Raw genomic sequence first — 21,131 nt, 5'->3', positions numbered from 1 at the left:
CGTCATCCGCGTCCCGCGGTGCGTCGCCCCAGGTAGGCGAGGCAGGCGACGGCGAGCGCGACGCCCCAGATCGGCCAGAGCATCTCCGGCGCCCATGCGCCCCAGTCCGAAGTGGCTCCGGGGACCGTCCAGAGGTCGTCCGCGATCGCCATCCGCCAGAAGGAGATCCCGGCGGACGTGACCGTGCCGGCGACCAGGATCCCTGGCACGAGGGCCATCGCGACCGGGACCGGATGCCCGCCGATGCGGGGCACCCAGCGCCAGAACACCTCGCCCCAACGCGCCACCAACCCCCAGGTCAGGACCGCCCCGACCACGGCGAAGGCCGCGAGCCCGAAGCCGGCCCACTTCCCCGCGCCGAGGTCGTCCAGCATCTCGCGGCTGATCCCGAGCGGGATGTTCAGCGCCCAGGCGATCCGGGTAACGGCGTAGAGAAGAGGTACGACGACAGCGACCGCCACCGCAGGACGCCCCCAGCGTGCCCAGTGGCCCCAGTCCAGACGCCTGCCAGGCTCGGCCTTCCCGAGCAGGGTGACACCAGCGACGACCATGGCAAGTCCGCCGGCAGCATGCGCCAGAGCGACACCCGAGTCGACGAAAAGACGCCACTCGAGCTGTCCAGCGCCCGGTCCGAGCCCGGCCATCGCAAGCAGGACCTGAGGCAGATAGCCGAGGAACATCAGCGCGCGGACGTCGGAGACGACCACGGCGACGACGAGCCCGAGGACGATCAGGAGCCACCCTGTCGCTCTCGTCGTACGCGGTGTCCGCACCTTCGAGACCGCGCCCCCGGCAGCCAGGGCGAGGAGCGCGAGCACCGCGAGCACCCAGGACATCTGGGTGCCGCTCAGAGCGCCGAGCGGCGAGGCCGCATCGGGGACCCACGGATCCGGTGCCCTGCCCAGCAGGGCGAGCCCGACCAGGGCGCCGAAGACGAGGGTCCAGGCGCCGGCCACCCAGGGCGCAGCGCGCAGCACGACGGAGCGGTGCTGCGTACGTTCCATCGTGATGCTCATCGGTCCACCCCCTGAGCGGTCTCCCAGCGCCGGCCGACCGTGCGCAGCAGCGCCGGGTAGACGACGAGGTAGCGGAACGGCTTGATGAACCTCATGTAGGCCTCCCCAAGCAGCCCGTTGGGCCGCACGAGCACGCTCATCTGCGCGCTGTAGCCGCCGGGCGAGCTCTCGTCCTCGACCCAGCCGAGGTGCAGGACACCGTGCATCGTGCGGTTAGCGATCTCCGCGGCGTACTCCCGATCCGTCAGGTAGAGCGGCTGGAACGGGCTGTCGTCGCGCTCGGGCGCGGGGTGGTCGCGGAGGTCATCGGGCAGCCGGTCGCGCAGCGACTCGACGCGCTGCCCGAGCCCGTGCTCGGCCTCGTCGGCGCCGAGCAGCCGGCCGAGCGCCCAGCGGATCGCGAAGAGGAGGCGGTACGCCGCCGGGAAGTCGCGGTCGTCGCAGCTCATCATGGCCTCGACGAAGCGCGGGAAATCATCGGCGCCGCCCTGGACGGGCAGGGCCCAGACGTCCTCCAGCTCGAAGTCCTCGGTGATCTCGTGGATGCGCCAGGGCCTGCTGGAGTAGACGCCCGACGGAAGCGGTCTCGTGGATGCTTGTGTGGTCATGTCTCCACACTGGTCCGCGCACGCCGGGGGTTCGTCGCCCTCAGGTCGCGGGCCGCTCATCCCCCAGGATGAGACTCAGCTCCGGGGACCCACCAGCCCGGTCTCGTACGCCAGCACGACCGCCTGCACCCGGTCGCGCAGGCCGAGCTTGGCGAGCACATGGCCGACATGCGTCTTCACCGTCGCCTCGGAGAGGTGGACGCGGCGGGCGATCTCGGCGTTGCTGTCGCCGGTGGCGAGCTCGAGCAACATGTCGAGCTCGCGCGGCGTCAGGGTCGCCCGGATGTCGGCACCCCGACCGTTGTCGGGGGCCGGCGCGGTCGCCACATGCTCCAGCAGACGCCGCGTCGTCGACGGCGCGACCACCGCGTGACCCGCGTGGACGGTGCGGATCGCGGCCACGATCTCCTCGGCCCGGGCGTCCTTGAGCAGGAAGCCGCTGGCCCCGGCCCGGATCGCCGGGAACGCGTAGTCGTCGAGATCGAATGTCGTCAGCGCGACCACCCGCGTCTCCGGCTGCTCCCCGGTGATCGCGGCCGTCGCCTGGATCCCGTCGAGGCGGGGCATCCGCAGGTCCATGAGGACGACGTCGACCCGCTTCGTACGCACCAGGGCGAGCGCCTCGTGACCGTCGGCCGCCTCCCCGGCGAGCTCGAGGTCCGGTTGGCTCTCCACCATCATCCGGAGCGCAGAGCGCATCAGCTCCTGGTCGTCGACGATCGCGACGCGGATCGGGGCCTCTTCCTCGCTCATAGCGGCATCATGGCGCGTACGCGCCAGCCCTCGTCGCTCGGCCCGGCCTCGAGGGTCCCGCCCACCGCCGTGACCCGTTCGCGCATCCCGCGCAGGCCGCGGCCGGGCGGGCGTTGGATCCCCACGCCGTCGTCGCTGACCTCGATCGTGAGGTGGCGCGCGGTGCGGGTCACCGACACCGTCGCGACGGCTCCTGAACCTGCGTGGCGGGTGACGTTGGTGAGCGCCTCCTGCACGACGCGGTAGGCGGTCAGCCCGACTGCGGGCGCGACCTGACCGAGCTCGTCCGCCTCGAGCCGGACCGTCAGCCCTGCCGCTCGCGTCCTCTCGACCAGGTCACCGATGTCGGCCAGCCCCGGTTGCGGCTCGGTCGAGGACTCGCCACCGAGCACGCCGAGCAGCCCGCGCATCTCCGTGAGCGCCTCGCGGCCCGTGGTCGCGATGGTGTCGAGGATGCCCGAGGCCCGTTCCGGCTGCTGCCCGACGACCATCCGGCCGGCCTCGGCATGGCTGACCACGACCGCGAGCGAGTGCGCGACCACGTCGTGCATCTCGCGCGCGATGCGCTGGCGCTCCTCGGCGGCGGCGCGGTCGGCGAGCTGGTCGATCCAGGCGGCCCGCGTCGCCCGGAACCGGCCGAGCGCCCATGCCGCCACCGTGGCCGCGACCGTCGCGGTGGCCACCATCAGCCACCACGTCCACCCCTGCAGCCCGGTGCCGTCGAACCCCGAGAGACGTACGACGGTCAGCAGGCATCCCACCAGCCCGATGCCGAGCACGATCCCCGGCCACGGTCGCCGGTCCTGCGCACTCACCGCGTACAGCAGCACGAAGAAGCACAGGCTGCTGGGCAGCAGCACCGGTCCGTACGCGCTTCCCGCCGCCTCGGCCGTCGGCCCGCTCAGATCCGGCGCGGCCACGAGCACCAGCTCGGCCAGCGCCCCGACGGCGTACGACGGCAGCGGCCAGCGCCGGGCGGTGGCCACCGCGGCGTGAAGCGCCACCAGCGCGACCAGGAGCGCGATCTCCCACGCCGTGCTGACCTCGCCGTCGACGACCGAGGTCCACCCGACCGGCAGCAGCACGAGCGCCAGCGCTCCGGCCAACGCGACCTGTCCGGCGTCCCCGAGCCAGCGAGGTCCGGGAGCAGCTGCCACCGTCATGGGCTCACCCTAGTGCTGCCCGAGAACGACCGCAGGCCCTCTCCGATCGGAGAGGGCCTGCGGGCTGTCCCGGCTCAGCGGGACAGTCGACGAAGCGTCACATGCTGCGCGGACCGGTGGCGTCGTCGCGCTCCTTCTCGGTCATGCTGCGCGACTTCAGCAGGCTCAGGATGGTGGTGATGGCCAGGATGCCGACGATGACGCTGAGGGAGACGGAGATCGGGATCTCGGGCGCCCACTCGACGTGGTGACCACCGTTGATGAAGGGCAGCTCGTTCTCGTGGAGCGCGTGGAAGACGAGCTTGAGGCCGATGAACCCGAGCAGGATCGCCAGACCGTAGGAGAGGTAGACCAGCCGCTCCAGCAGACCACCGATGAGGAAGTAGAGCTGGCGCAGACCCATCAGGGCGAAGATGTTGGCGGTCAGGACCAGATAGGCCTCGTTGGTCAGACCGTAGATCGCCGGGATCGAGTCGAGCGCGAACAGCAGGTCGGTCGTGCCGAGCGCGCAGATGACCACGAACATCGGGGTCGCGATCCGCTTGCCGTTCTCACGGACGAACATCTTGGCGTTGTCGCCCCACTGCGAGGTCAGCGGGATGTGGCGCTCGAGGAACTTCACCACGGCCGGTTCCTCGTACTCGTCCTCGTCCTCACCGCCCTCCATCGCCAGCTTGACCGCGGTGTAGATCAAGAAGGCACCGAACAGGTAGAAGACCCAGCTGAAGTTCTCGATCGCCGCGGCGCCGACAGCGATGAAGATGCCGCGGAAGATCAGGGCCAGGATGATGCCGATCAGCAGCGCCTTCTGCTGGAACTGCCGAGGCACCGCGAACTTCGACATGATGATGATGAAGATGAACAGGTTGTCGACCGACAGCGAGTACTCCGTCAGCCAGCCCGCGAAGAACTCCGTGCCGTACTTCGGGCCGGAGAACACGAAGACACCGATGCCGAACAGGATCGCCAAGCCGATGTAGACGCTCAGCGCGACGATCAGCTCCCGACGCGAAGGCTCGTGCGGTCGCCGGCCGATGACGAGCACATCGAAGAGCAGCACAGCGCTGGCGATGCCGATGGTCAACCACCAGATGAGAGGGGAGACGTCCACGAAGGGACTCCTTAGATCGTGAGGCAGAGCGGTTCTTTGGGAAGGTTAGGCGACCGAGGTCAAACCTTCGAAGTCGTAGCGGGCGCGGCGTCCATCGACGGCATCGGCGACGGAACCCGGAATCGGCGTACGGCAGCACACCAACCCGATTTGTATGACAAGTGCGCAACCAGTCTAACAAGTTGCACTCCCGCCACTCCACATGATCCCAGCCGCGGACAACCAGATGAGTCGGCGATCACAGCGTGGATGACTGGACCTCAACCGGACTTGATGTTTTAGCGTCACTGCCAACAGAGAGAGGAGGGGGTGTGAGCGACACACTCACCGACCAGTTCAAGGCCGGCTTCCGTCGATATCCCACTGGCGTAGCGATCGTCGCCACCTCGACCGAGACGGGACCCGTCGGGGCGACCGTGTCGAGCGTAGCCTCGGTCAGCGCCAACCCGCCGATGCTGTCGTTCTCGGTCTCCCGGTCCGGGCGGTCCGGACCGGCACTCACCGGGAGCGACCGTCTCGCGGTGCACGTCCTGACCGAGTCCCAGGCCGACGTGGCCGCCGCCTTCGCCGACCGGACCGCGCCGCGATTCACGGTCACCCAGGGCTGGACACTCCCGCACGGGGAGCCGCCGGTCCTGCACGACGCCGCGGCCAGCTTCTACGGGCGCGTGGCCCGCGTCATCCCCGCCGGCGAGGCATGGCTGGTGCTGCTCGAGGTCGATGCGATCAGCCTCGGCGAGCCCACCGACCCGCTCCTGCACCACGACCGCAACTACTGGTCGCTCGGCCCCTCCGCCAGCACCCTCCCGCTCGATCGCATCCTGCCCGAGAAGGCTTCCTGACCGTCGGCCCCCGACGGTCGCTCCACCACACCACCGAGAGGAACCAAGAATGCGTCTGTTCGCTCCCACCATCGAGGTCTCGGCCCACTGCGACCTGCCCTGCGGCGTCTACGACCCCGCCCAGGCCCGCATCGAGGCCGAGTCCGTCAAGGCCGTCATCGCCAAGGCCCTGGACAGCGACGACCCCGACTTCCGCACCCGCGCGGTGATCATCAAGGAGCAGCGCTCCGAGCTGGTCAAGCACCACCTCTGGGTGCTGTGGACCGACTACTTCAAGCCCCCGCACTTCGAGGCCTACCCCCAGCTCCACACCCTCGTCAACGAGGCCACCAAGCTCGCCGGCGCCTCCGGCACCAAGGGCACCCTCGACCTCGAGGTCGCCGACAAGCTCCTCGCCAAGATCGACGAGATCGCCGAGATCTTCTGGGCCACCAAGAAGGCCTGACTCACCCAGAAACCACACGACGAAGCCAGGTTCCGGCGGCCAGCCGGGACCTGGCTTCTTCTTGGTGCAACGCCTCGAGGGCATAGACGTATGACAAGTACGTCACTAGTGTGACAAGTGTCACCGTCCGCCTCGCGCTTCCGCTGATCTCGGTCGCCGGCATCACCGGAGTCGTGCTCGCCGTCGTCGCCGGCCTTGCCCTGGGGTACGCGGTCGGGCGAGTCTGCGGAATGCCGATCTCGAGCCGGCGCGCCATCAGCATCGAGGTGGGCATGCAGAACTCGGGGCTGGCCGCCGCGCTCGCCACGGTCCACTTCTCACCGGCCGCAGCGCTGCCTGCCGCTATCTTCTCGGTCTGGCACAACGTCTCCGGCTCGATCCTGGCGAGCTACTGGTCGAGGAGGCCCATCGAGGCCGCAGAGGCCACCGGCGACGGCGTCGTGGATCTCGCCGACGAGCACTTCGATGGCACGCGCCCAAAGGGATTCTGAAGACGTACGCGTAGAGGGTTACCCACGTCCACCTTTGCTGAAGGTGTCAGAGGCTCCTCCACGATCCGAGGCGCATGGGCAAGAATTGTTCCCTGAATGAATCGATCCCCCAACCCGTAAGGGTATTCTCAATTCACAACGCACTCACACCAACGGCCGAAAAGGCTGAATGACAACCAGGCGTTACAGGGGTGTTGCTGCCACCCCGATTCCCTGAACGCCAGCGTTAAGGCCATTTCACTTGGCACTTTTATTTGTTACTAGCGCCATGCGCGATACGTAACTGCGGCGCAACCCGTCTGAGTTCAACTTTTAGTGCCGACTTTCGAGGCTAGCCACATGCACATCGTGGCGCGCGTTCGCGAACACAGAATGGGTATTCGTCATGCAGAAGGATATTGCCCGCAGCATTGCCGCCATCCCCATCCATTCGTCGTCGCCACCCGAACCACGGTGATCACAGCCGGTCCCGCGTCGGCACCGACACGGACGGCGAGAAGAACCCCGAGCCGAATCACCGGCACTGAGGCCAAGGAAGGCACGCGACACGTGGTCCTGCGCTCTCCTGCGCGGGGCCCGGTGCCGGCTGAGCCATGGACCACCCCCTCGTTCGATGACTCTTGAAACTCACTTAGGTGGAAGCAATGTCGAATGCTTCAACACGCGGATCGCAGCGCCTCGCCATGGCGTTCGCAGCAACGATCTTCGCACTCTCGTTCTTGCCCCCCATACTGTTCACCGCGACGCCGGCGGCCGCGCACGCCGACTTGGAAAAGAGCATTCCGCGTGCCGGCGCCGTGCTCGCTGCCAGCCCGTCGGAGGTGGTGCTCACCTTCAATCAGCCGATCCAAGCGTTTCCCGGCGCGAACGGCATAGTGGTGACCGGACCACAGAGCAGCCACTGGGCGTGTGGTCGTGCTCGCATCGACGGGAACACCCTGACCGCCTCGATGAGTGAGGTGGGGCCTCCGGGCCGCTACCAGATTCATTACCGGGTGCTCGGAGCGGACGGTCACCCGATCACCGGGTCAGTGCCGATCAACATCCGGCGGTCGGCCTCCACCGCTTCCACCGCGTCCGTTGCCACCGCTTCCACCGCGTCCGCTGCCACCGCGATGACGGCGTTCGACGTAGATCGGCCGCGTGGTTTGGCAGCGCTGCCCACGTGGCTGTGGATCGCGCTGCTGGCCGCGATCGCGGTGTGCGTCGGGGCCATCGGTCGCCTGACCGTACGCCGAACGGATGCGACATGAGCGACCGTGCCCGGCTCCTGCAGGTCTCGGCGCTTGTCGGAGTGAGCCTCATCGCGCTTGCCTTCGGGATCCTGGCCACGCTGCCCCAGCCGGTCGTGGGCATTCCCGAGCCGTCGGTGGTGGTGCGCGCCGGGATCCCGCTGCTCCGCTGGACCGCGAACGTGTGCGCGTTCGGTGCCGTGGGCTCTGTGCTGGTGCTGGTGCTTCTGGGTGAGGCTGGTCGCGACCGGGCCCCTGCCCTGGCCCGACGTACTTCAGCAGCGGCGGTGTGGGCCGCAGCAGTCTGGGCGGTCGCGGCGCTGCTGGGTCTCTGGTTCAACGCGGCGGAGATCTCTCTCCGCCAGCTACGGGTGCCGGTCGGCGGTGTGCTCGGCTACGGCGGAAACGTCAGCCTAGGTCTCGCACTGCTGATCAGCGCCGGGTCGGCGGGAGCGTTGACCGCCTATTCGGTTGCCCGCTTGCGGCGGCCGTCATTGCCGCCGGACGTGGGCTTTCTGATCGCGCTGTCGGGCCTGACGGCCGTGTCGATGAGCGGGCACGCTTCGCAAGGTGAGCCGCCGTTGCTGCTGATGATGGCCAGCGCCCTCCACGTGACCGGAGCTGCACTCTGGGTGGGCGGACTGGCCATCACCTTTCTGATCGTCAGCGCCGACCGGCAGGCGCTGGCAGTCGTTCTTCCCCGGTTCTCGCGGGTCGCCGAGGCGAGTTTCGCGCTGGTGGCGGTCAGCGGCCTGTTGTTGGCCGCGCCCCGGCTGACCGGCGACGTGACGCCGCCCTTCGGAGACGTAGTCGCCGCATTGACACAGACTGGCGCCGGCTGGCTGGTCATGGGCAAGCTCGCCTGCATGGCCCTGCTGGGCTGCTCGGGGGCGTACATCCGTACTGCCGTCGTCGAACGGGTGGCGCGCCAGCAGCCCACGCCACTCACCGTGTGGGCCGGGCTCGAGCTCGCTGTGATGGCGGTCGCGGTCTCGCTGGCCACGGCGCTGGGGCGTCCCCTCTAGCTCGCTGGTCTCGCCACGACCCACCGGATCCCGCCGGCCGGTCGTGGCGAGACGCCTCAGACGGCGCTCACGCGTGCGCGACGCCGCCTCAGTGCATTCACGGTGCCGTCGAGGAGGACGAACGCGACGAGGGTGACGCCGAAGACCGGCATCGCCCAACCCAGTGCACCCGCCGCGAGAAGCACCACGACCAGCATCGGCACCGACAGGTTGCGCCACACCGGCGGCGGGGAGGAACGCCCGGACCGAGTGGGCCGGCGCTGCCACCACATCCGATACCCCAGCCCCAGGAGCACGAGCGATCCCACGGCCAGCAGGGCCAGCGCGAACTGGTTGGCCAGACCGAACAGGGTGCCGCTGTGGGCATCGACACCGATGCTGGTGAGCTTGGCCATCAGGGGGTAGTCCTCCCAGCCCTGGCGGGCAGTGACCTGCTCGGTGTAGGGATCGATGGCGACGGCGGTCTTGCGGATCGGCAGCCCTTCGGACGACTCCTCGACGGTGAACGGCTCCTTGGCGGCGTGCGGCGGCGCGAGAGTGAGTTCACCCTGCAGGCCTTCCGACCTGGCGACCTCGACAGCACGGTCGAAACCGATCGGCTCACCGCCCACGGCCGCCACCTCCGGCGGCGAAAGCCACGGAGTCTTGCCGTTCACGGCAGTGATCGCGGCGTCGACGCGGCCACCGGCATACGTCGACCACGTCAGGCCGGTGATACTGATGCCGAGTAGCCCGACCGCCAGCCAGAGACCCAGCACCCCGTGCCAGGACCGGTTGCGTGCACGTCCCTTCGCAGTGAAGGACGGAACCAGCACGGCCCGCAGGGACCGGCCACGGGCTCGCTTGCTGAGCCACAGCACCAGGCCTCCGAGCACGATGAAGGGCAGCCAGCTGGCAACGAACTCGGAATAGATCCGACCGAAGTCGCCCAGGTGCAGGTTGCCGTGGAGCTCGCGCAGCCACACCTGCGCGGGTGGCCGGTCGGCCACCGTGACCAGCTCGCCATTGACGCCACCTGTGTACGGATCGACGTACACGGTCAGCGACTCCGAGGAGAAGTGGCTCCCGGTCTGATGCAGGCCGTCAATGCCCATGAGCACGACCCGGGTGGTTCGGTCGGGGTCCTCCGCCGGGATGACCGAGGTGACATGAGCGTCCGGATGGACGGCGAGTGCGGCCTCGACCTGCTCCGAGAGCGGTCGCGGTTTCCCTGTCTGCGCCTCGACGTGCAGTTCGTCGCCGTACAGCACATCGTTGATCTGGGGAGTGAAGGCATAGGCCAGGCCTGTCAGCGCCAACACCGCGAGGAACGGTGCGACCAGAAGGCCCGCCATGAAGTGCACGCGTCGAGCGAGCAACCACAACGGGGCGCTGGAACGCCTTCGATCGACCGTACCGGCACCAGCCCGGGGCCGTGAGGGGTCAGTGGGGATCGTGGTCATGCCAGCTCCATCGCTACGACGGCCTTGTTCAAGTTGATATCGGCAAGCACCTGGACCGTCCTTCCGGAGCTGCCCTGGTGAACGTGGGTAAGACTGGGCATGGGTTTCTCCTTCTTTACCTATTTCCTCCTTATACCCAGTTACCTTGGATGTTTCAGAGGCATGTTTTGGATGTTTCAGGGGTTCCCAGATAGGCAATCTGGGTCAGATATCCAGTAGGCCGATCAGGCATGACCGATTCGTCGCCGTAACGTAACGCACCAGTTAAAAGCGCACCGTGCCTTCGCATTGCATGTCCGATGGCAAAGATCTCCTAAACTCCCGGGGGTATATAAACTCCGAGGGGTATTTAAACTCCTGGGGGTATATATTGAGCGCGAAAGTCGATGCCAGTCGTCGAATCTCCTCCCCGAAATGAATGCCTCGTGAGGCCGTGAGGTCCCATTAACGATGAGATTTCACCCAGGGTCGAGGGCCCTTAATGAGGGCAGTATTGAGTGATTACCACTCCTCGGGATTCCCCGAATTTTCACCTTGGAGATCGAATCAAATGCGCTAGAACAGAGAGGCATTCTTCATGTCTGTATCAGCTCCCCAAGGCTTCTTGGGGCTCAGGAATCGACGACGACGACTCGGCGCGGTGGCCGTGGCGGCGGCCTCGGCGATCACAGCGGCGAGTCTGACCACGATGCCGGCCGTAGGCCAGCAGCCGGTCGGGGTGGGCCCGCTCCCCATCACCTTCGACCTGACCGACGAGAACGGAGGATGGTTCGACTCCGGTCTCAACCTCTTCGGCAGCAAGTCCCTCGCGGTAGGCGTGCTCCCCCGGGTCGCCGTGCCTGCTGGCGGAGTGCCATCTGTCGGCGGCCCGTTGCTGCCGACTGACGCGTCGTTGGTGGAGAACCTCCTCGGCGGGCTCGGCACCGCCGGCGGCGCGAGCGCAACCGACCCGCTCGCCCTCGACTCGACCCTGGCCACCGTGCAGGGCATCGCGAAGTCCTCGCCGGAGGCGGCTTCCAAGGCCGCCGAGGCCGAGGACCTGATCGGCGAGCTCGAGGCGACCGTCGCCGACATGCCGGCGGGCGAGCCGGTCGACCTGACCTCGCTGCCGGTCGGCGTGGACCTGGCGGGTGTCCTGGACTCCCTCCAGGAGTTCGCGGTCGAGGGGCCTCCGGTCACCGTCACGTTCAACGTGGACCCGGCCAAGTCGCAGGGAATCCGCAACCCGATCGGGCTGATCGCTCCCGAGGGGGCGGACGAGTTCCCGTACATGGACTCCAAGGGCGCCTTCTTCGGCGAGAAGACGATCCAGCTCACCGAGCCGGGGCTGTACGCCTTCACCGACTCGGTCGCGCCGTACATGCTCGGCGCGGTCGTGGTCGACGACCCGCTCACGTTGGGTCTCGACTTCGGCGAGAAGCTGGTGGTCAACGGCAAGCCCGAGCCCGTTCCGTCGAACGCCGACATCATCCAGCGGCTGGTGAACGCCTTCTTCACCATCACCAACCCGAACAACTGGCAGCAGTTCAGCGACTCCAAGGAGGTGTCCTGGAACCCGGTCCAGCCGCCGGCCCCGATCCTGCAGTACGACGCAGAGGGCAAGCCCGTGCTGATCCCGAACCTGGACGCGTACTACGACCAGAAGTTCGAGTACCCGAGGAAGCTGCCGGCGCTGAAGAAGCCGACCACCCCTGGCGTCGGTGAGGTCTGGATGGCCACTCAGATGGAGGACTTCGCAGGGAAGAAGAAGCACGGCTCCATCACCAAGATCAACGCCGAGGACTGGACGATCGATCGGAAGATCGCAGCCCCCGAGATCAACATGAACAACATCCACAACATGTGGGCGGACAAGACCTACAAGTACCTGTACGGGAACGAGTGGTTCGACAACGAGACCGACGTGTTCGACCGGGCGACCGGCAAGTTCGTACGGAGCCTCGAGGTCGGGCCCAACCCGGCGCACGTGATGACTCGTCCAGGCAACGACAACCTCACGATCGGCGTCAACGCCGGGACGGACATCGTCGAGGCGGCACCGGGCGCCACGAAGATCATCAAGCGCATCCACGCCGATCCGGAGAGCGGCATGACCCCGCACCCGCACGCGCACTGGACCAGCCATGACGGCAAGACGGTCGTAGCGCCGAACACGATGACCGAGGAGGCCGTCATCGCCGACATGGACACCGGGAAGGTCAGGCACGAGCCCGTCGGGGCGTTCCCGATCGCCACGTCGATGACGCCGGACTCGAAGAAGGCGTACCTGTCCAACTTCCTGGGCATGAGCGTCTCGTGCGTGTCACTGGAGGAGGACGCGTGTGCGACCCCCGACGGCGGTGTGGCCAAGAACTCCACGATCGACCTGTGGCAGAACTACGACTCACAGACCGGTCCTGAGAAGGGCAAGTCGTGGGGCGGACTGACCATCCAGCTCCCGGTGAGCCCGGACGGCAAGGCGCTGCTGGCGGTCAACACCCTGTCCCAGACGGTCAACGTGATCGACCCGGACACACACAAGTTGATCAAGGATCTGCCGTGCAACGCCGGTTGCCACGGCGCCAACTTCGGCGCCAAGGAGGGTGGCGGCTACTACGCCTACGTCTCCAACAAGTTCTCCAACGCCATGCAGGTCATCGACGTCGACCCGAACAACGATGGTGACATCTCGGATGCCGCCATCGCCGGCCAGCTGACGCTGGGGCCGACGGCGGACACCAAGATGGACGACGAGCTCGTCGCCCACCCGGGTGTGGGCGGACAGGGCGTCCTGGCCCTCCCGCTGGTCTACAACGGCTGGTCGCAGGAGATCCCGGCGGCCTGGCGAAAGGGTCTGACCTGCGAGCAGATCAACCCGATCGACGAGTCGGCCTGCTGATCAGTATCAGCATCTGACACCACCGACGGTCCGGGGCTGGGCTGCGCTGCACAGCCCCGGACCGTCTCTGCCAGACCCGAAATTTCCCACGAGTTCCCGATCACGCAGGAGGCCGGCCGATGACGGCGCAGGATATTCGCCCACGGGCTGTGACAACCCCACCCCGCCCCAGGATCCGTCGGCGCGTGATCGGGCTGGTCGTGTTGGTCGCGGCCTGCTGGGGAGTGTTGCTCACGGTGCTGCCGTCGACATCCGGTGACCCGGTGCTGGTCTCCGTGAGCCCTCAGGACGGTGAGACGGTCAGGTCCCCCGACGAGGTCCGGATCACGTTCGACCGGCCTGTACCCGCGGAGCTCACGACGATCCAGATGACTGATCCCGCGGGCGAACGCATCGTGTCGACCCGGCCGTACAACCCGCCGGGGGCCGACGACGCGATTGCCGTGCCCATGCCGGAAGCCCGCTACGAGGGGATCTACACGGTCGTCTGGTCGGTGCCGTCCAGCACCCTCGAGCCGATGATCGGGTCGTCGAACTTCTCCGTGTACTCCGCGCAGAGGTTCACCGCGGTCCCCGGCCTCGTCGTCGACCGCGACCCGGTCGTCGTCGCGGTGTACACGGTGGCGGAAACCCTCGCGACGGCCGCCCTGGTGCTCGGCGTCGGGACCGTGTTCGTGCTCGGAGTCGCCTGGCCCGAGGGCACCCGCCGTCCAGGATCGCGCCGTCTGCTCAAGTACACCTGGGCGACCATGGTGCTGGCGACGCTCGTGTCCCTGCTCTCGTTCGGCGGTTACGCCGCCCGGACCTCGCTCGGCGACGCGTTCGACCCGGCACTCCTCGCCGGGACGGTCGAGTCGGACATCGGGGCGGCGCTCATGGCCAGGCTGCTCATCATGCTGCCGCTCACACTCGGTTTCTGGCAGCTCCTGCGGAACGCGCCCGCCCGGACTTCGGTCGAGCGGTGGATGGCCGCGGCGACGGTGCTCGGTGCCGCCTCGGCATTGGCAGCGACCTGGATCTTCGCCCGCCCGCACGCACCGGCGGGACCGGGGCCGCTCAGCGTGGTCGCGAGCACCACGCTCCTACTGGCGGCTGCGGTCGGCGTCGGCGCCGCGGTGATGCGGTGGACGGTCCTACGTCGAGCCGGTGGACAGGCGGCGCCCGCCGCGCGGCTGCTTGCCCGGATCATGCTGGAGGGCGGTGCGGTCGTGCTGCTCGCGGCGACCACGACCGGCGGCTGGCAGCTGGCGGCGTACGCCGCGCTGGGGGCGGTGATCGTCGGCACGGGGGTGGCACTCCTGTTCCAGGAGCGGCGCCGCAGATCCGACCCCGAGCAGGGCGACGGCCGGCGGGACAAGCTCGCTCGCCGCCGGCTGCGGGAGGTGGCCGCGGTGTCAGCCTCGGCCACCGTCGTGGCGCTCGCAGCGCTACCCGGTTCAGACCTCCTCGGTTAGGACTTGAGGGATACCCATGCCTACGTACCACCGCCTTCTCTGGCGAATCAGCGCCACCATCGGTGTGACCTTCACGCTCGTCCTTGCGCCCGCCGCGTGCGGAGGCACCGACGAAGACACTGTCCCATCGGCCGAGCCGGCCGGCACGCCGTCCTCCGTGATCCCCTCGGGCGTCGCATCGTCAGCAGCTCCGGTCAGCCCCACCGCCGAGTCAACCGCTATCGGTCCGCTTCTCAAGGTCACGATCGACGGAGAGAAGGTGTCGCCCAATGCGGAGGAGATCGAACTCAGCGCCGGCGAGAAGCTCGTCGTGGAGATCGACTCCGACCGGGCCGGCGAGCTGCACGTCCACTCCGCCCCTGAGCAGTCCATCGAGTACGCCGAGGGGACCTCGAACAACGAGATCGTCGTGAACACGCCTGGCACCGTCGAGGTCGAGGACCACGACACCGGCGCCGTCGTCGCGCTCATCGAGGTGCGCTGACTTTGTTCGCCCTGATCCTGCCCATGCATGGCTTGGGCGGGGGCGCCGACCTGCCCGTCCCTGCCCCCGTCGCGATCGCGGGCGGCACGGCCGCCCTCGTGCTGTCCTTCGTCGTTCTGCTCCTGGCGTGGCGTACGCCTCGGTTCGCGACGACTGGCGGCGAACGAGCTGTCCACGTGGGCCTTGCAGCCTTCCTGGACGGTCGCGGCTGGACCTTGAGTGTCCGCGCACTCGGAACGACGTTCTTCTGCTTCATGCTCTGGCCCGCGCTGTTCGGGCCGGACCTGCTGAGCAACCCGACCTTCGGCGTGGTCTACGTCTGGCTCTGGGTCGGCATCGTCCCGGCTTCGCTGCTGTTCGGCCGCTTCTACCGTGCTGTCAGCCCGGCCCGTACGCTCCACTTGATCCTCGCGAAGGTCGCGGGGCGACCACCTGACGCAGGCATCCGCCGCTATCCGGCCCACCTGGGGTACTGGCCCGCAGCAATCGGTCTGTTCGCTTTCGTCTGGCTCGAGCTCGTCTCACCCCAGGCGACCTACCTCGGCTCGGTTCGCGCGTGGTTCGCGTGCTACCTGGCAGCGATGTTGCTCGGCGGCGCGATCTTCGGTGAACCATGGCTCGAGCGGGCCGACCCGTTCGAGGTCTACTCCACCCTTCTGGCCCACCTCTCACCGTGGGCCCGAAACGACGAAGGCGACCTCGTCTGGATCAGTCCATTGCGCCACCTTGCCCGTGTGCCGGGCGAAGCCGGGCTGGTGGCCACGGTCGCGGTCCTCCTCGGCAGCACCGCATACGACAGCTGGCGCGAGAGCGTGACCTGGATCCGGTTCGTCCAGTCCAGTGGCATCGATTCGATCGTGCTGGGAACGGCCGGGCTCCTGACGACGATCACCGTCGTCGGAGTCGTCTTCGTGGCGGCGTCGATGGCAACAGCGGCCGATGAGAGCGTCGATCGCAGGCAGATCCCGCGTCGCCTCGCTCACTCCATCGTCCCGATCGTCGTCGGCTACATGGTGGCGCACTACCTGAACTTCTTCGTCCAGGTCGGCTCACAGACTCTGATCCAGATCAGCGACCCCGCCGGAACCGGGGCGAATCTGTTCGGGACCGAGGACTGGGAGGTCAGCTACTGGTTCTCCGAGCATGCGACCTTCCTGGCCACGACCCAGGTGGTCGCCATCGTGACCGGGCACGTCTTGGGCGTCATCGCAGCTCACGACCGTGCCTTGGAGATCCTCCCGCGGCGTCACCAGGTCGCCGGTCAGCTGCCGCTGCTCATCGCGATGGTGCTCTACACCTACATGGGCCTCTACCTGCTGTTCGGAGCCTGACCCGGTAGCCGACAGCTCGCGGGACCTGGGGTCAGGTCCACGCACGATCGGCCCGTGAACGTCCTCGCACAACCCGGCGACAAGTCCACCGCCACCACCGACGACGGATCTATCGCGACGTTGGTGCGGTCAGGTCTTGGGGTTCCGGTCGCCGGTGGGAAAACGCCAGGGCCGAGTCGGGATTCGGCGACCGCGCGCGGAGCGAGCTGACTCCCCGCCAGACATTCTCCCGACGTTGCGGCGATGGGTCGGCCGTCGATCGTCCCGGCTATCGGCGGCCATCTCGGAGAAGTAGACGATGCCGGCGAACTGCTCGGCGAGCGATGGCGCATCAGGGACGGTGTCCGGGCCCTTCGGGCGGCCATCGAGCGAAGCAGGCAGGATAGTGCCACTGAACTCCTCGGCAGGGCGATCGGCAGTGCCGCTCGGCGCAAACGTCTGATCGAGGGCGACCTCGGTGTCCATAGGGCTACTCCTTGCGCGTGGGTGGCTCATCAGGATGAAAATGGGACGCGAGCACCTTGATGCGGCGCTCGAGTTCTGCGTACGCAGCGTCGAAGGCCTCGGGGCCCCTGCCCACCGGGTCGGGGATCGACCAGTGCAGCTCGCCGGCGACCTTCGGGGTCTCATGCGCGCGGTCGCACACGGTGACCACCAGATCGTCCGGGTCCAGCACATCGTCGAGATGACGAGGATCGATGACGGGAAGCTCCAGGTCGTGGCGGGAGGCGACCTCGACCGCACCCGGGTTGATCTGCTCGGCGGGATGGGTGCCGGCAGAGGCGGCCGGGATCGTGCTGACCTGGCGCCACAGCGCCGCGGCCAGATGCGATCTGGCCGAATTGCCGGTGCACACGAACAGGACACGCCTGGGCACCGCCACGGGGGATGCGGTGCCCAGGCTCTCGAGCCCGTCCTGCTCGAGGTGCAGGTACGTACGTCTCCCGTCGCCCTCGGAATGATGACGGGACACGACACCTGCGCTCACCAGGGTCTGCACATGGTGAGCAAACAAGTTCGACGAGACATTCAGCATCCCGGCGAGCTCTGTGGGGGAGGCATCACTCATCTGGAGGCTGTCGACGATCCGAAGTCGCACCGGATCACCGAGCGCTGCGTGCATCTTCGCCCGGCGCTCCAGTTCGACCTGTCGCTCAACCTCCATTGAGTCAATGGTTACTGAGTGATCTGCGGAAGGTCAAGAGGATCGTCCCTGAATACCAATCAAGTGACCAAGGTCACGCCCGCTGGCCGGCCACGCTTCGATCCTCCTGGGAGGCTTCATCCAGTACCACGATTAGTTCGTGCCGCATGTTCTGGAGCTTCTTCGATGAGACTCCCAATCCGGAGGTATCAGCAGGATGAGTCTGAACAAGATCGTTCTTGGTTCCGCGGGGCTCGGGATCGCCGTGATCGGGTTGATCTATCTCTTGGCTCCCCACCTCTTGCTCGACATCTACGGGGTCGACATCCAATCGCCATCGGAGGCGAACATTTTCAGGAGCGGCTCCGGGTCACTGTTCGTAGCCATGGCGATCCTGTTCTTCCTGGGAGCCTCCAACCCGCGTTACACCAGGACTTCGCTCATCACGCTGTTCACCTTCATGAGCGGCCTGGCTGTGGGGCGCCTGGTCAGCATCGCGGCGGATGGGTGGCCCCATGCAGTGCTGATCGCCGTTCTTGTCATCGAGGCTTCCTACGCCGGCGCCGCGGCCTATTTGTTGCGGGTGGAGGACTCCTCTCCGCAGCGGACGGAGACCGCCTGACGGTCAACGCCCCCGCGAGGCAGGTCGCGCAACGGCCACCTCCAGGCAGTCGATGTCGCTGCCGAGTGGCCTAGGCGGGACTCGGCGCGACCAGTGTCGCCGAGTACGTCTTCGGACAGGTGCTACCTGAGCATGCTCGGTACTTCGCGTCGAGAGCCTTCAGGTGAGCGACCACCTTGGTGTAGCGCAGGTCGCCGGCCAGATTGCGGGTCTCGTAGGGATCGACAGCACGATCGTAGAGAACCGGGGTGCCGGTCGATGTGAGGGTGATGTAGGTGTAGCGCCCGTAGCGGATGCCGCGATACTTGCTGGTCGTCCCGCCCAGAGTCGGCCAGGCGGCGATCGGGATCGGCCGGTAGAGCGTCTTGCCCGCCTTCACGCTCGACGCGAGCACGCGCGTGATGTCGACACCATCCTGCGCCCGCCCCGGCGTCGCCCGCCCGAGGGCGGCGACCGTGGTGGCGATGTCCGGGTTGCCGACCGCGGAGCCGACCTTGATGTTCTTCGGGATCCCGGGCCCGACCATGATCAGCGGGATCCGCATGGACTGCGACGACTCCCACAGCTTGCCCAGACGGTTGTGGTGCCCGGTGGTGTAGCCGTTGTCTCCGGAGAAGATGATGACGGTACGCCGGTACTGCCCACTGTCCTTCAGGTGGGCGATGGTGCGGGCGACCGCCCGGTCGACCGACTGCGCCGCTTCGATGCGCTGTTGGTAGACGTAGCGCATGACCCGCTTCTGGGCTGCCGTGTAGGGCTTCCCGGCCGTCACCTGGCCCGGTCCGGCGTAGAACATGTCCGGAGTCGTGGGCAGCCCGAGCCCGCTGAAGCGTCCCTTGTCCGCACCCATCGGCCGGGTGTTCTCCAGCCACAGTGAGGGCTGGTTCGGGTAGCGCTTCTTCGGGTCGCTGGCCTCGACCGGGCCACCCGCGTGTGGCGCCACGTAGTTGACCCACAGGAACCATGGCTTCGTGCCGCCGACGTTGGTCCCGGCGTTCTTGATCATCTTGATCGACCGGTTCTGCAACGCGACCGAGCTGTAGAGACCAGGGCTCTGGATCGTGCCGTTGGTGTTGAACTTCGGACTCAGCAGGTGGTAGGTCGACGGATCGATCGTCGCCTGCCAGTTGTCCCATCCGGGCTCGCCGCTGGAGTAGCGCTCGGACCCCTTGCCGTACCCGTTGAGGTACTTCCCGAGGAACATCGTGCGATAGCCGGCCTTGTCCATCCACACCGGAAGCGTGTTTCGCCGCCCCGTGAAGCCCGTATAGCCGCCGTTGGTCCCGGAGATGGACCAGTTCCGATGGTTGTGGGCGTACTTGCCGGTCAACAGGCTCGCCCGTGCCGGGACGCACAACGGCGTCGGCGCCACCCCATCGGTGAACGTCGTCCCCTGCTGCACCAGCAGCCTCTGCACGTTCGGCATGTACTTGATGTCCGTCGCGGCCAGATCGTCGACGTTGATCATCAACACGCTCGGCCGCCCCGACTCCAGCCGCCCCGGCAGCGCCACCGCCTCCGCCGACGACGTCGGCCCGCACAGGACCGCGACGGTGCTCGCCACTGCCAGGGTGGCGATCGTGGTCCGTCCACGCCGAAGCGCCTGGCCCAGGCCCATCCCGGAACTCATACTTCAACCTGTCTCTTCATGACCTCTGCTCCGCAGAGATGGAACCAACCCGGACACGACGGACCTCGTCGGGCCATCAGCGCCCAACGCGCGTCAACAGCGCGGAGATCACTGCCGGCCGCTGGCCATGCGACTCACTGCTTCTCGGCGTCCGTCAGCACCGGTCTCGAGTCGAGGTTCAACGAGACTCCTGGCAAGAATCGGACAGCTGGAAGCGCGTCTCCGATCCCGAGCCGGCGAGCAACCCGAAATCTAGCCCGCGGCGGATTTTCGCCGCAGCCGTTCAGGGCTCTGTTAATCAGTTGTACACATCGCGCCGTTCTCAGAGGAGGCCGAGACCGGTGGCGTGGCGACGTACCGCCTCGCTGTCGGCGACGAGCACGAGCGGCACCTCGTCGCCCATGGAGTTCCACACGTGCTCGACGCGGCCGTCGTGAGGATCGAGCCGCACCTCGCGGATGTAGACCGCGAGGATCCGCCCAGGATGGCGGCGGACGGCGTCGGCGTAGATCTCCGGATCGTGCTCACCGGAGTCACCCAGGAGGACGAACGGAAGGCTCGGGTGGAGCGCGAGGACCTCGTCGATGCGCCCGCTCTTCGGCTCCCGGCCGCCGGCGCTGCCGAGCAGATCGCGCAGCAGCAGCGGTCCGCGCGGGAAGTCGCGGTGGCGCACGAAGGCGTCCAGGAACGCATGCAGGTTCCACGGGCTGGAGGAGATGTAGAACACCGGGTTCGCGTGGGCGGCGAGGTCGCGGTAGAGCTCTGGCGCGCCAGGGAACGGCGTACGCGTGAGCGCCGACCCGGTGAGGGTCTGACGCACCATCCGCCCGACGCGCTGCACCCCGGTCTCGAGGATCGTGTCGTCGATGTCGGAGATCACGCCGAACCGCGCCTCACCGACAGGCACGCTGACCTCCACCGTCGCCCGGTGGTCCCCGGCCAGACCGCGGTACTCGCCGGCCAGCTCGACGGCACCGCGCGTGAACGGAGCCTCCAGCGTTTCCGGGACGGGCCGCAGCCGTGCCACGAAGTAGCCCTCGTCATCGGTGACCGCGTCCACCGCGGCATCACCCACAGTGATCCGCAGCGGCACACCCGGCAGCTCGTCGGTCACGAAGTGACGGATCATGCGGCGTACGGCGGCACCCGCCCCCTCGCCCTCCACGGCCTCCGAGGGCGGTGGATCGTCGACGACCCGACCGCGTACCACGACCCCCTCGGCACTCCCGTGCCCGCCATAGCACTCGATCCGGAAGTCCGCCGGCACCCGTGATCCTGCCCGACGGAATTTCGCTGCATCCCACGCTCGCTCCAACCCGAGCATCCACTGACGTGCCGACATGGGCCACAGCCTAGATTCCGCCCCGTCTGAACGCCCCGCGGAGTCCTGGAACCGTCGCTGACGAGGCCGGATTGTCCACCTGAACCGTTCAGGGAATGCGGAGGGAATCTTCGCCGGA

The 21,131-nt window shown here is 67.5% G+C and carries 20 protein-coding genes; 10 read left to right on the top strand and 10 right to left on the bottom strand.

Annotated elements, in window-relative coordinates; translation table 11 throughout:
* Positions 1-2 precede the first annotated feature (2 nt).
* From ACIO3S_RS04565 to ACIO3S_RS04545, 5 genes are all read right to left on the bottom strand, one after another.
* The gene (locus tag ACIO3S_RS04565) at positions 3-1,016 is read right to left on the bottom strand and encodes a hypothetical protein (protein WP_400459993.1); all 1,014 of its coding nucleotides are present in this window, start codon (positions 1,014-1,016) and stop codon (positions 3-5) included.
* Positions 1,013-1,624, bottom strand: coding sequence for a DUF2867 domain-containing protein (locus tag ACIO3S_RS04560; protein ID WP_400459990.1), 612 nt, complete (start codon positions 1,622-1,624; stop codon positions 1,013-1,015). Before ACIO3S_RS04560 ends, ACIO3S_RS04565 begins: the two co-directional genes overlap by 4 nt.
* Positions 1,625-1,699: 75 nt before the next feature.
* Positions 1,700-2,377, bottom strand: coding sequence for a response regulator (locus tag ACIO3S_RS04555; RefSeq protein WP_400459987.1), 678 nt, complete (start codon positions 2,375-2,377; stop codon positions 1,700-1,702).
* Positions 2,374-3,540: a sensor histidine kinase gene (locus ACIO3S_RS04550; protein ID WP_400459984.1), complete on the bottom strand. Its 1,167-nt coding sequence runs from the start codon at positions 3,538-3,540 to the stop codon at positions 2,374-2,376. The genes ACIO3S_RS04555 and ACIO3S_RS04550 overlap by 4 nt, the downstream gene beginning before the upstream one ends.
* 97 nt (positions 3,541-3,637) lie before the next feature.
* Entirely contained in the window at positions 3,638-4,651 is a 1,014-nt protein-coding gene (locus ACIO3S_RS04545) for a TerC/Alx family metal homeostasis membrane protein (protein WP_160025480.1), read from the bottom strand.
* 311 nt (positions 4,652-4,962) lie between these two features.
* Here ACIO3S_RS04545 and ACIO3S_RS04540 point away from each other — a divergent pair, with 311 nt between their 5' ends.
* From ACIO3S_RS04540 to ACIO3S_RS04520, 5 genes are all read left to right on the top strand, one after another.
* A complete protein-coding gene (locus ACIO3S_RS04540) occupies positions 4,963-5,493 on the top strand; it encodes a flavin reductase family protein (RefSeq protein ID WP_400459980.1) in 531 nt (176 codons plus the stop codon).
* A gap of 49 nt (positions 5,494-5,542) precedes the next feature.
* Complete coding sequence (sodN, locus tag ACIO3S_RS04535; RefSeq protein WP_400459977.1) at positions 5,543-5,938, top strand: superoxide dismutase, Ni; 396 nt, start codon at positions 5,543-5,545, stop codon at positions 5,936-5,938.
* 110 nt (positions 5,939-6,048) lie between these two features.
* On the top strand, positions 6,049-6,429 hold the full coding sequence (locus ACIO3S_RS04530; protein WP_400459974.1) for a bile acid:sodium symporter family protein: 381 nt from the start codon (positions 6,049-6,051) through the stop codon (positions 6,427-6,429).
* A gap of 644 nt (positions 6,430-7,073) precedes the next feature.
* Positions 7,074-7,682 (top strand): copper resistance protein CopC, encoded by a 609-nt coding sequence (locus tag ACIO3S_RS04525; protein WP_400459971.1) that lies wholly within the window; start codon positions 7,074-7,076, stop codon positions 7,680-7,682.
* Positions 7,679-8,686: a copper resistance D family protein gene (locus ACIO3S_RS04520; RefSeq protein ID WP_400459968.1), complete on the top strand. Its 1,008-nt coding sequence runs from the start codon at positions 7,679-7,681 to the stop codon at positions 8,684-8,686. The genes ACIO3S_RS04525 and ACIO3S_RS04520 overlap by 4 nt, the downstream gene beginning before the upstream one ends.
* A gap of 56 nt (positions 8,687-8,742) precedes the next feature.
* Here ACIO3S_RS04520 and ACIO3S_RS04515 read toward each other — a convergent pair whose 3' ends face one another.
* On the bottom strand, positions 8,743-10,128 hold the full coding sequence (locus tag ACIO3S_RS04515) for a PepSY-associated TM helix domain-containing protein (protein ID WP_400459965.1): 1,386 nt from the start codon (positions 10,126-10,128) through the stop codon (positions 8,743-8,745).
* Between the two features lie 688 nt (positions 10,129-10,816).
* Here ACIO3S_RS04515 and ACIO3S_RS04510 point away from each other — a divergent pair.
* The 4 genes from ACIO3S_RS04510 to ACIO3S_RS04495 all read left to right on the top strand — a co-directional run bounded on the left by ACIO3S_RS04510 (position 10,817) and on the right by ACIO3S_RS04495 (position 16,275).
* A complete protein-coding gene (locus ACIO3S_RS04510) occupies positions 10,817-13,006 on the top strand; it encodes a YncE family protein (protein ID WP_400459962.1) in 2,190 nt (729 codons plus the stop codon).
* A gap of 185 nt (positions 13,007-13,191) precedes the next feature.
* A complete protein-coding gene (locus ACIO3S_RS04505; RefSeq protein ID WP_400459959.1) occupies positions 13,192-14,460 on the top strand; it encodes a copper resistance protein CopC in 1,269 nt (422 codons plus the stop codon).
* Between the two features lie 16 nt (positions 14,461-14,476).
* Positions 14,477-14,944, top strand: a complete 468-nt coding sequence (locus tag ACIO3S_RS04500) for a hypothetical protein (protein WP_400459956.1) — start codon at positions 14,477-14,479, stop codon at positions 14,942-14,944.
* Between the two features lie 2 nt (positions 14,945-14,946).
* Positions 14,947-16,275 (top strand): hypothetical protein, encoded by a 1,329-nt coding sequence (locus tag ACIO3S_RS04495; protein WP_400459953.1) that lies wholly within the window; start codon positions 14,947-14,949, stop codon positions 16,273-16,275.
* Positions 16,276-16,404: 129 nt separating this feature from the next.
* Here ACIO3S_RS04495 and ACIO3S_RS04490 read toward each other — a convergent pair whose 3' ends face one another.
* Together ACIO3S_RS04490 and ACIO3S_RS04485 are read right to left on the bottom strand one after the other, a co-directional pair.
* Positions 16,405-16,740 carry a hypothetical protein gene (locus tag ACIO3S_RS04490; RefSeq protein WP_400459950.1) on the bottom strand — a complete coding sequence of 112 codons (336 nt, stop codon included), beginning with the start codon at positions 16,738-16,740 and terminating at the stop codon, positions 16,405-16,407.
* Positions 16,741-16,744: 4 nt separating this feature from the next.
* Positions 16,745-17,440: an ArsR family transcriptional regulator gene (locus ACIO3S_RS04485; protein WP_400459947.1), complete on the bottom strand. Its 696-nt coding sequence runs from the start codon at positions 17,438-17,440 to the stop codon at positions 16,745-16,747.
* A 196-nt stretch (positions 17,441-17,636) separates the two neighbouring features.
* Between ACIO3S_RS04485 and ACIO3S_RS04480 the strand changes: the two genes are divergently transcribed.
* Positions 17,637-18,041: a DUF4345 domain-containing protein gene (locus ACIO3S_RS04480; protein WP_400459944.1), complete on the top strand. Its 405-nt coding sequence runs from the start codon at positions 17,637-17,639 to the stop codon at positions 18,039-18,041.
* A gap of 70 nt (positions 18,042-18,111) precedes the next feature.
* Here ACIO3S_RS04480 and ACIO3S_RS04475 read toward each other — a convergent pair whose 3' ends face one another.
* Together ACIO3S_RS04475 and ACIO3S_RS04470 are read right to left on the bottom strand one after the other, a co-directional pair.
* Positions 18,112-19,671, bottom strand: a complete 1,560-nt coding sequence (locus tag ACIO3S_RS04475) for a sulfatase-like hydrolase/transferase (protein WP_400459941.1) — start codon at positions 19,669-19,671, stop codon at positions 18,112-18,114.
* A gap of 322 nt (positions 19,672-19,993) precedes the next feature.
* Positions 19,994-20,938 (bottom strand): phosphatase domain-containing protein, encoded by a 945-nt coding sequence (locus ACIO3S_RS04470; RefSeq protein WP_400459938.1) that lies wholly within the window; start codon positions 20,936-20,938, stop codon positions 19,994-19,996.
* Positions 20,939-21,131 lie beyond the last annotated feature (193 nt).

Origin of the sequence: Nocardioides sp. NPDC087217, from assembly GCF_044744805.1 — a bacterium.
Taxonomy (GTDB): domain Bacteria; phylum Actinomycetota; class Actinomycetes; order Propionibacteriales; family Nocardioidaceae; genus Nocardioides.
The sequence above is the reverse complement of the archived record's forward strand: the minus strand, read 5'-3'. Positions and strand labels throughout refer to the sequence as shown.

What these genes read in the sequence shown, in the direction of transcription:
- ACIO3S_RS04490 (WP_400459950.1), bottom strand. Translation starts at nt 16,740, where the DNA reads ATGGACACCGAGGTCGCCCTCGATCAGACGTTTGCGCCGAGCGGCACT.
- ACIO3S_RS04560 (WP_400459990.1), bottom strand. Translation starts at nt 1,624, where the DNA reads ATGACCACACAAGCATCCACGAGACCGCTTCCGTCGGGCGTCTACTCC.
- ACIO3S_RS04520 (WP_400459968.1), top strand. Translation starts at nt 7,679, where the DNA reads ATGAGCGACCGTGCCCGGCTCCTGCAGGTCTCGGCGCTTGTCGGAGTG.
- ACIO3S_RS04525 (WP_400459971.1), top strand. Translation starts at nt 7,074, where the DNA reads ATGTCGAATGCTTCAACACGCGGATCGCAGCGCCTCGCCATGGCGTTC.
- ACIO3S_RS04565 (WP_400459993.1), bottom strand. Translation starts at nt 1,016, where the DNA reads ATGAGCATCACGATGGAACGTACGCAGCACCGCTCCGTCGTGCTGCGC.
- ACIO3S_RS04555 (WP_400459987.1), bottom strand. Translation starts at nt 2,377, where the DNA reads ATGAGCGAGGAAGAGGCCCCGATCCGCGTCGCGATCGTCGACGACCAG.
- ACIO3S_RS04475 (WP_400459941.1), bottom strand. Translation starts at nt 19,671, where the DNA reads ATGAGTTCCGGGATGGGCCTGGGCCAGGCGCTTCGGCGTGGACGGACC.
- ACIO3S_RS04500 (WP_400459956.1), top strand. Translation starts at nt 14,477, where the DNA reads ATGCCTACGTACCACCGCCTTCTCTGGCGAATCAGCGCCACCATCGGT.
- sodN (WP_400459977.1), top strand. Translation starts at nt 5,543, where the DNA reads ATGCGTCTGTTCGCTCCCACCATCGAGGTCTCGGCCCACTGCGACCTG.
- ACIO3S_RS04515 (WP_400459965.1), bottom strand. Translation starts at nt 10,128, where the DNA reads ATGACCACGATCCCCACTGACCCCTCACGGCCCCGGGCTGGTGCCGGT.
- ACIO3S_RS04510 (WP_400459962.1), top strand. Translation starts at nt 10,817, where the DNA reads ATGCCGGCCGTAGGCCAGCAGCCGGTCGGGGTGGGCCCGCTCCCCATC.
- ACIO3S_RS04485 (WP_400459947.1), bottom strand. Translation starts at nt 17,440, where the DNA reads ATGGAGGTTGAGCGACAGGTCGAACTGGAGCGCCGGGCGAAGATGCAC.
- ACIO3S_RS04480 (WP_400459944.1), top strand. Translation starts at nt 17,637, where the DNA reads ATGAGTCTGAACAAGATCGTTCTTGGTTCCGCGGGGCTCGGGATCGCC.
- ACIO3S_RS04550 (WP_400459984.1), bottom strand. Translation starts at nt 3,540, where the DNA reads ATGACGGTGGCAGCTGCTCCCGGACCTCGCTGGCTCGGGGACGCCGGA.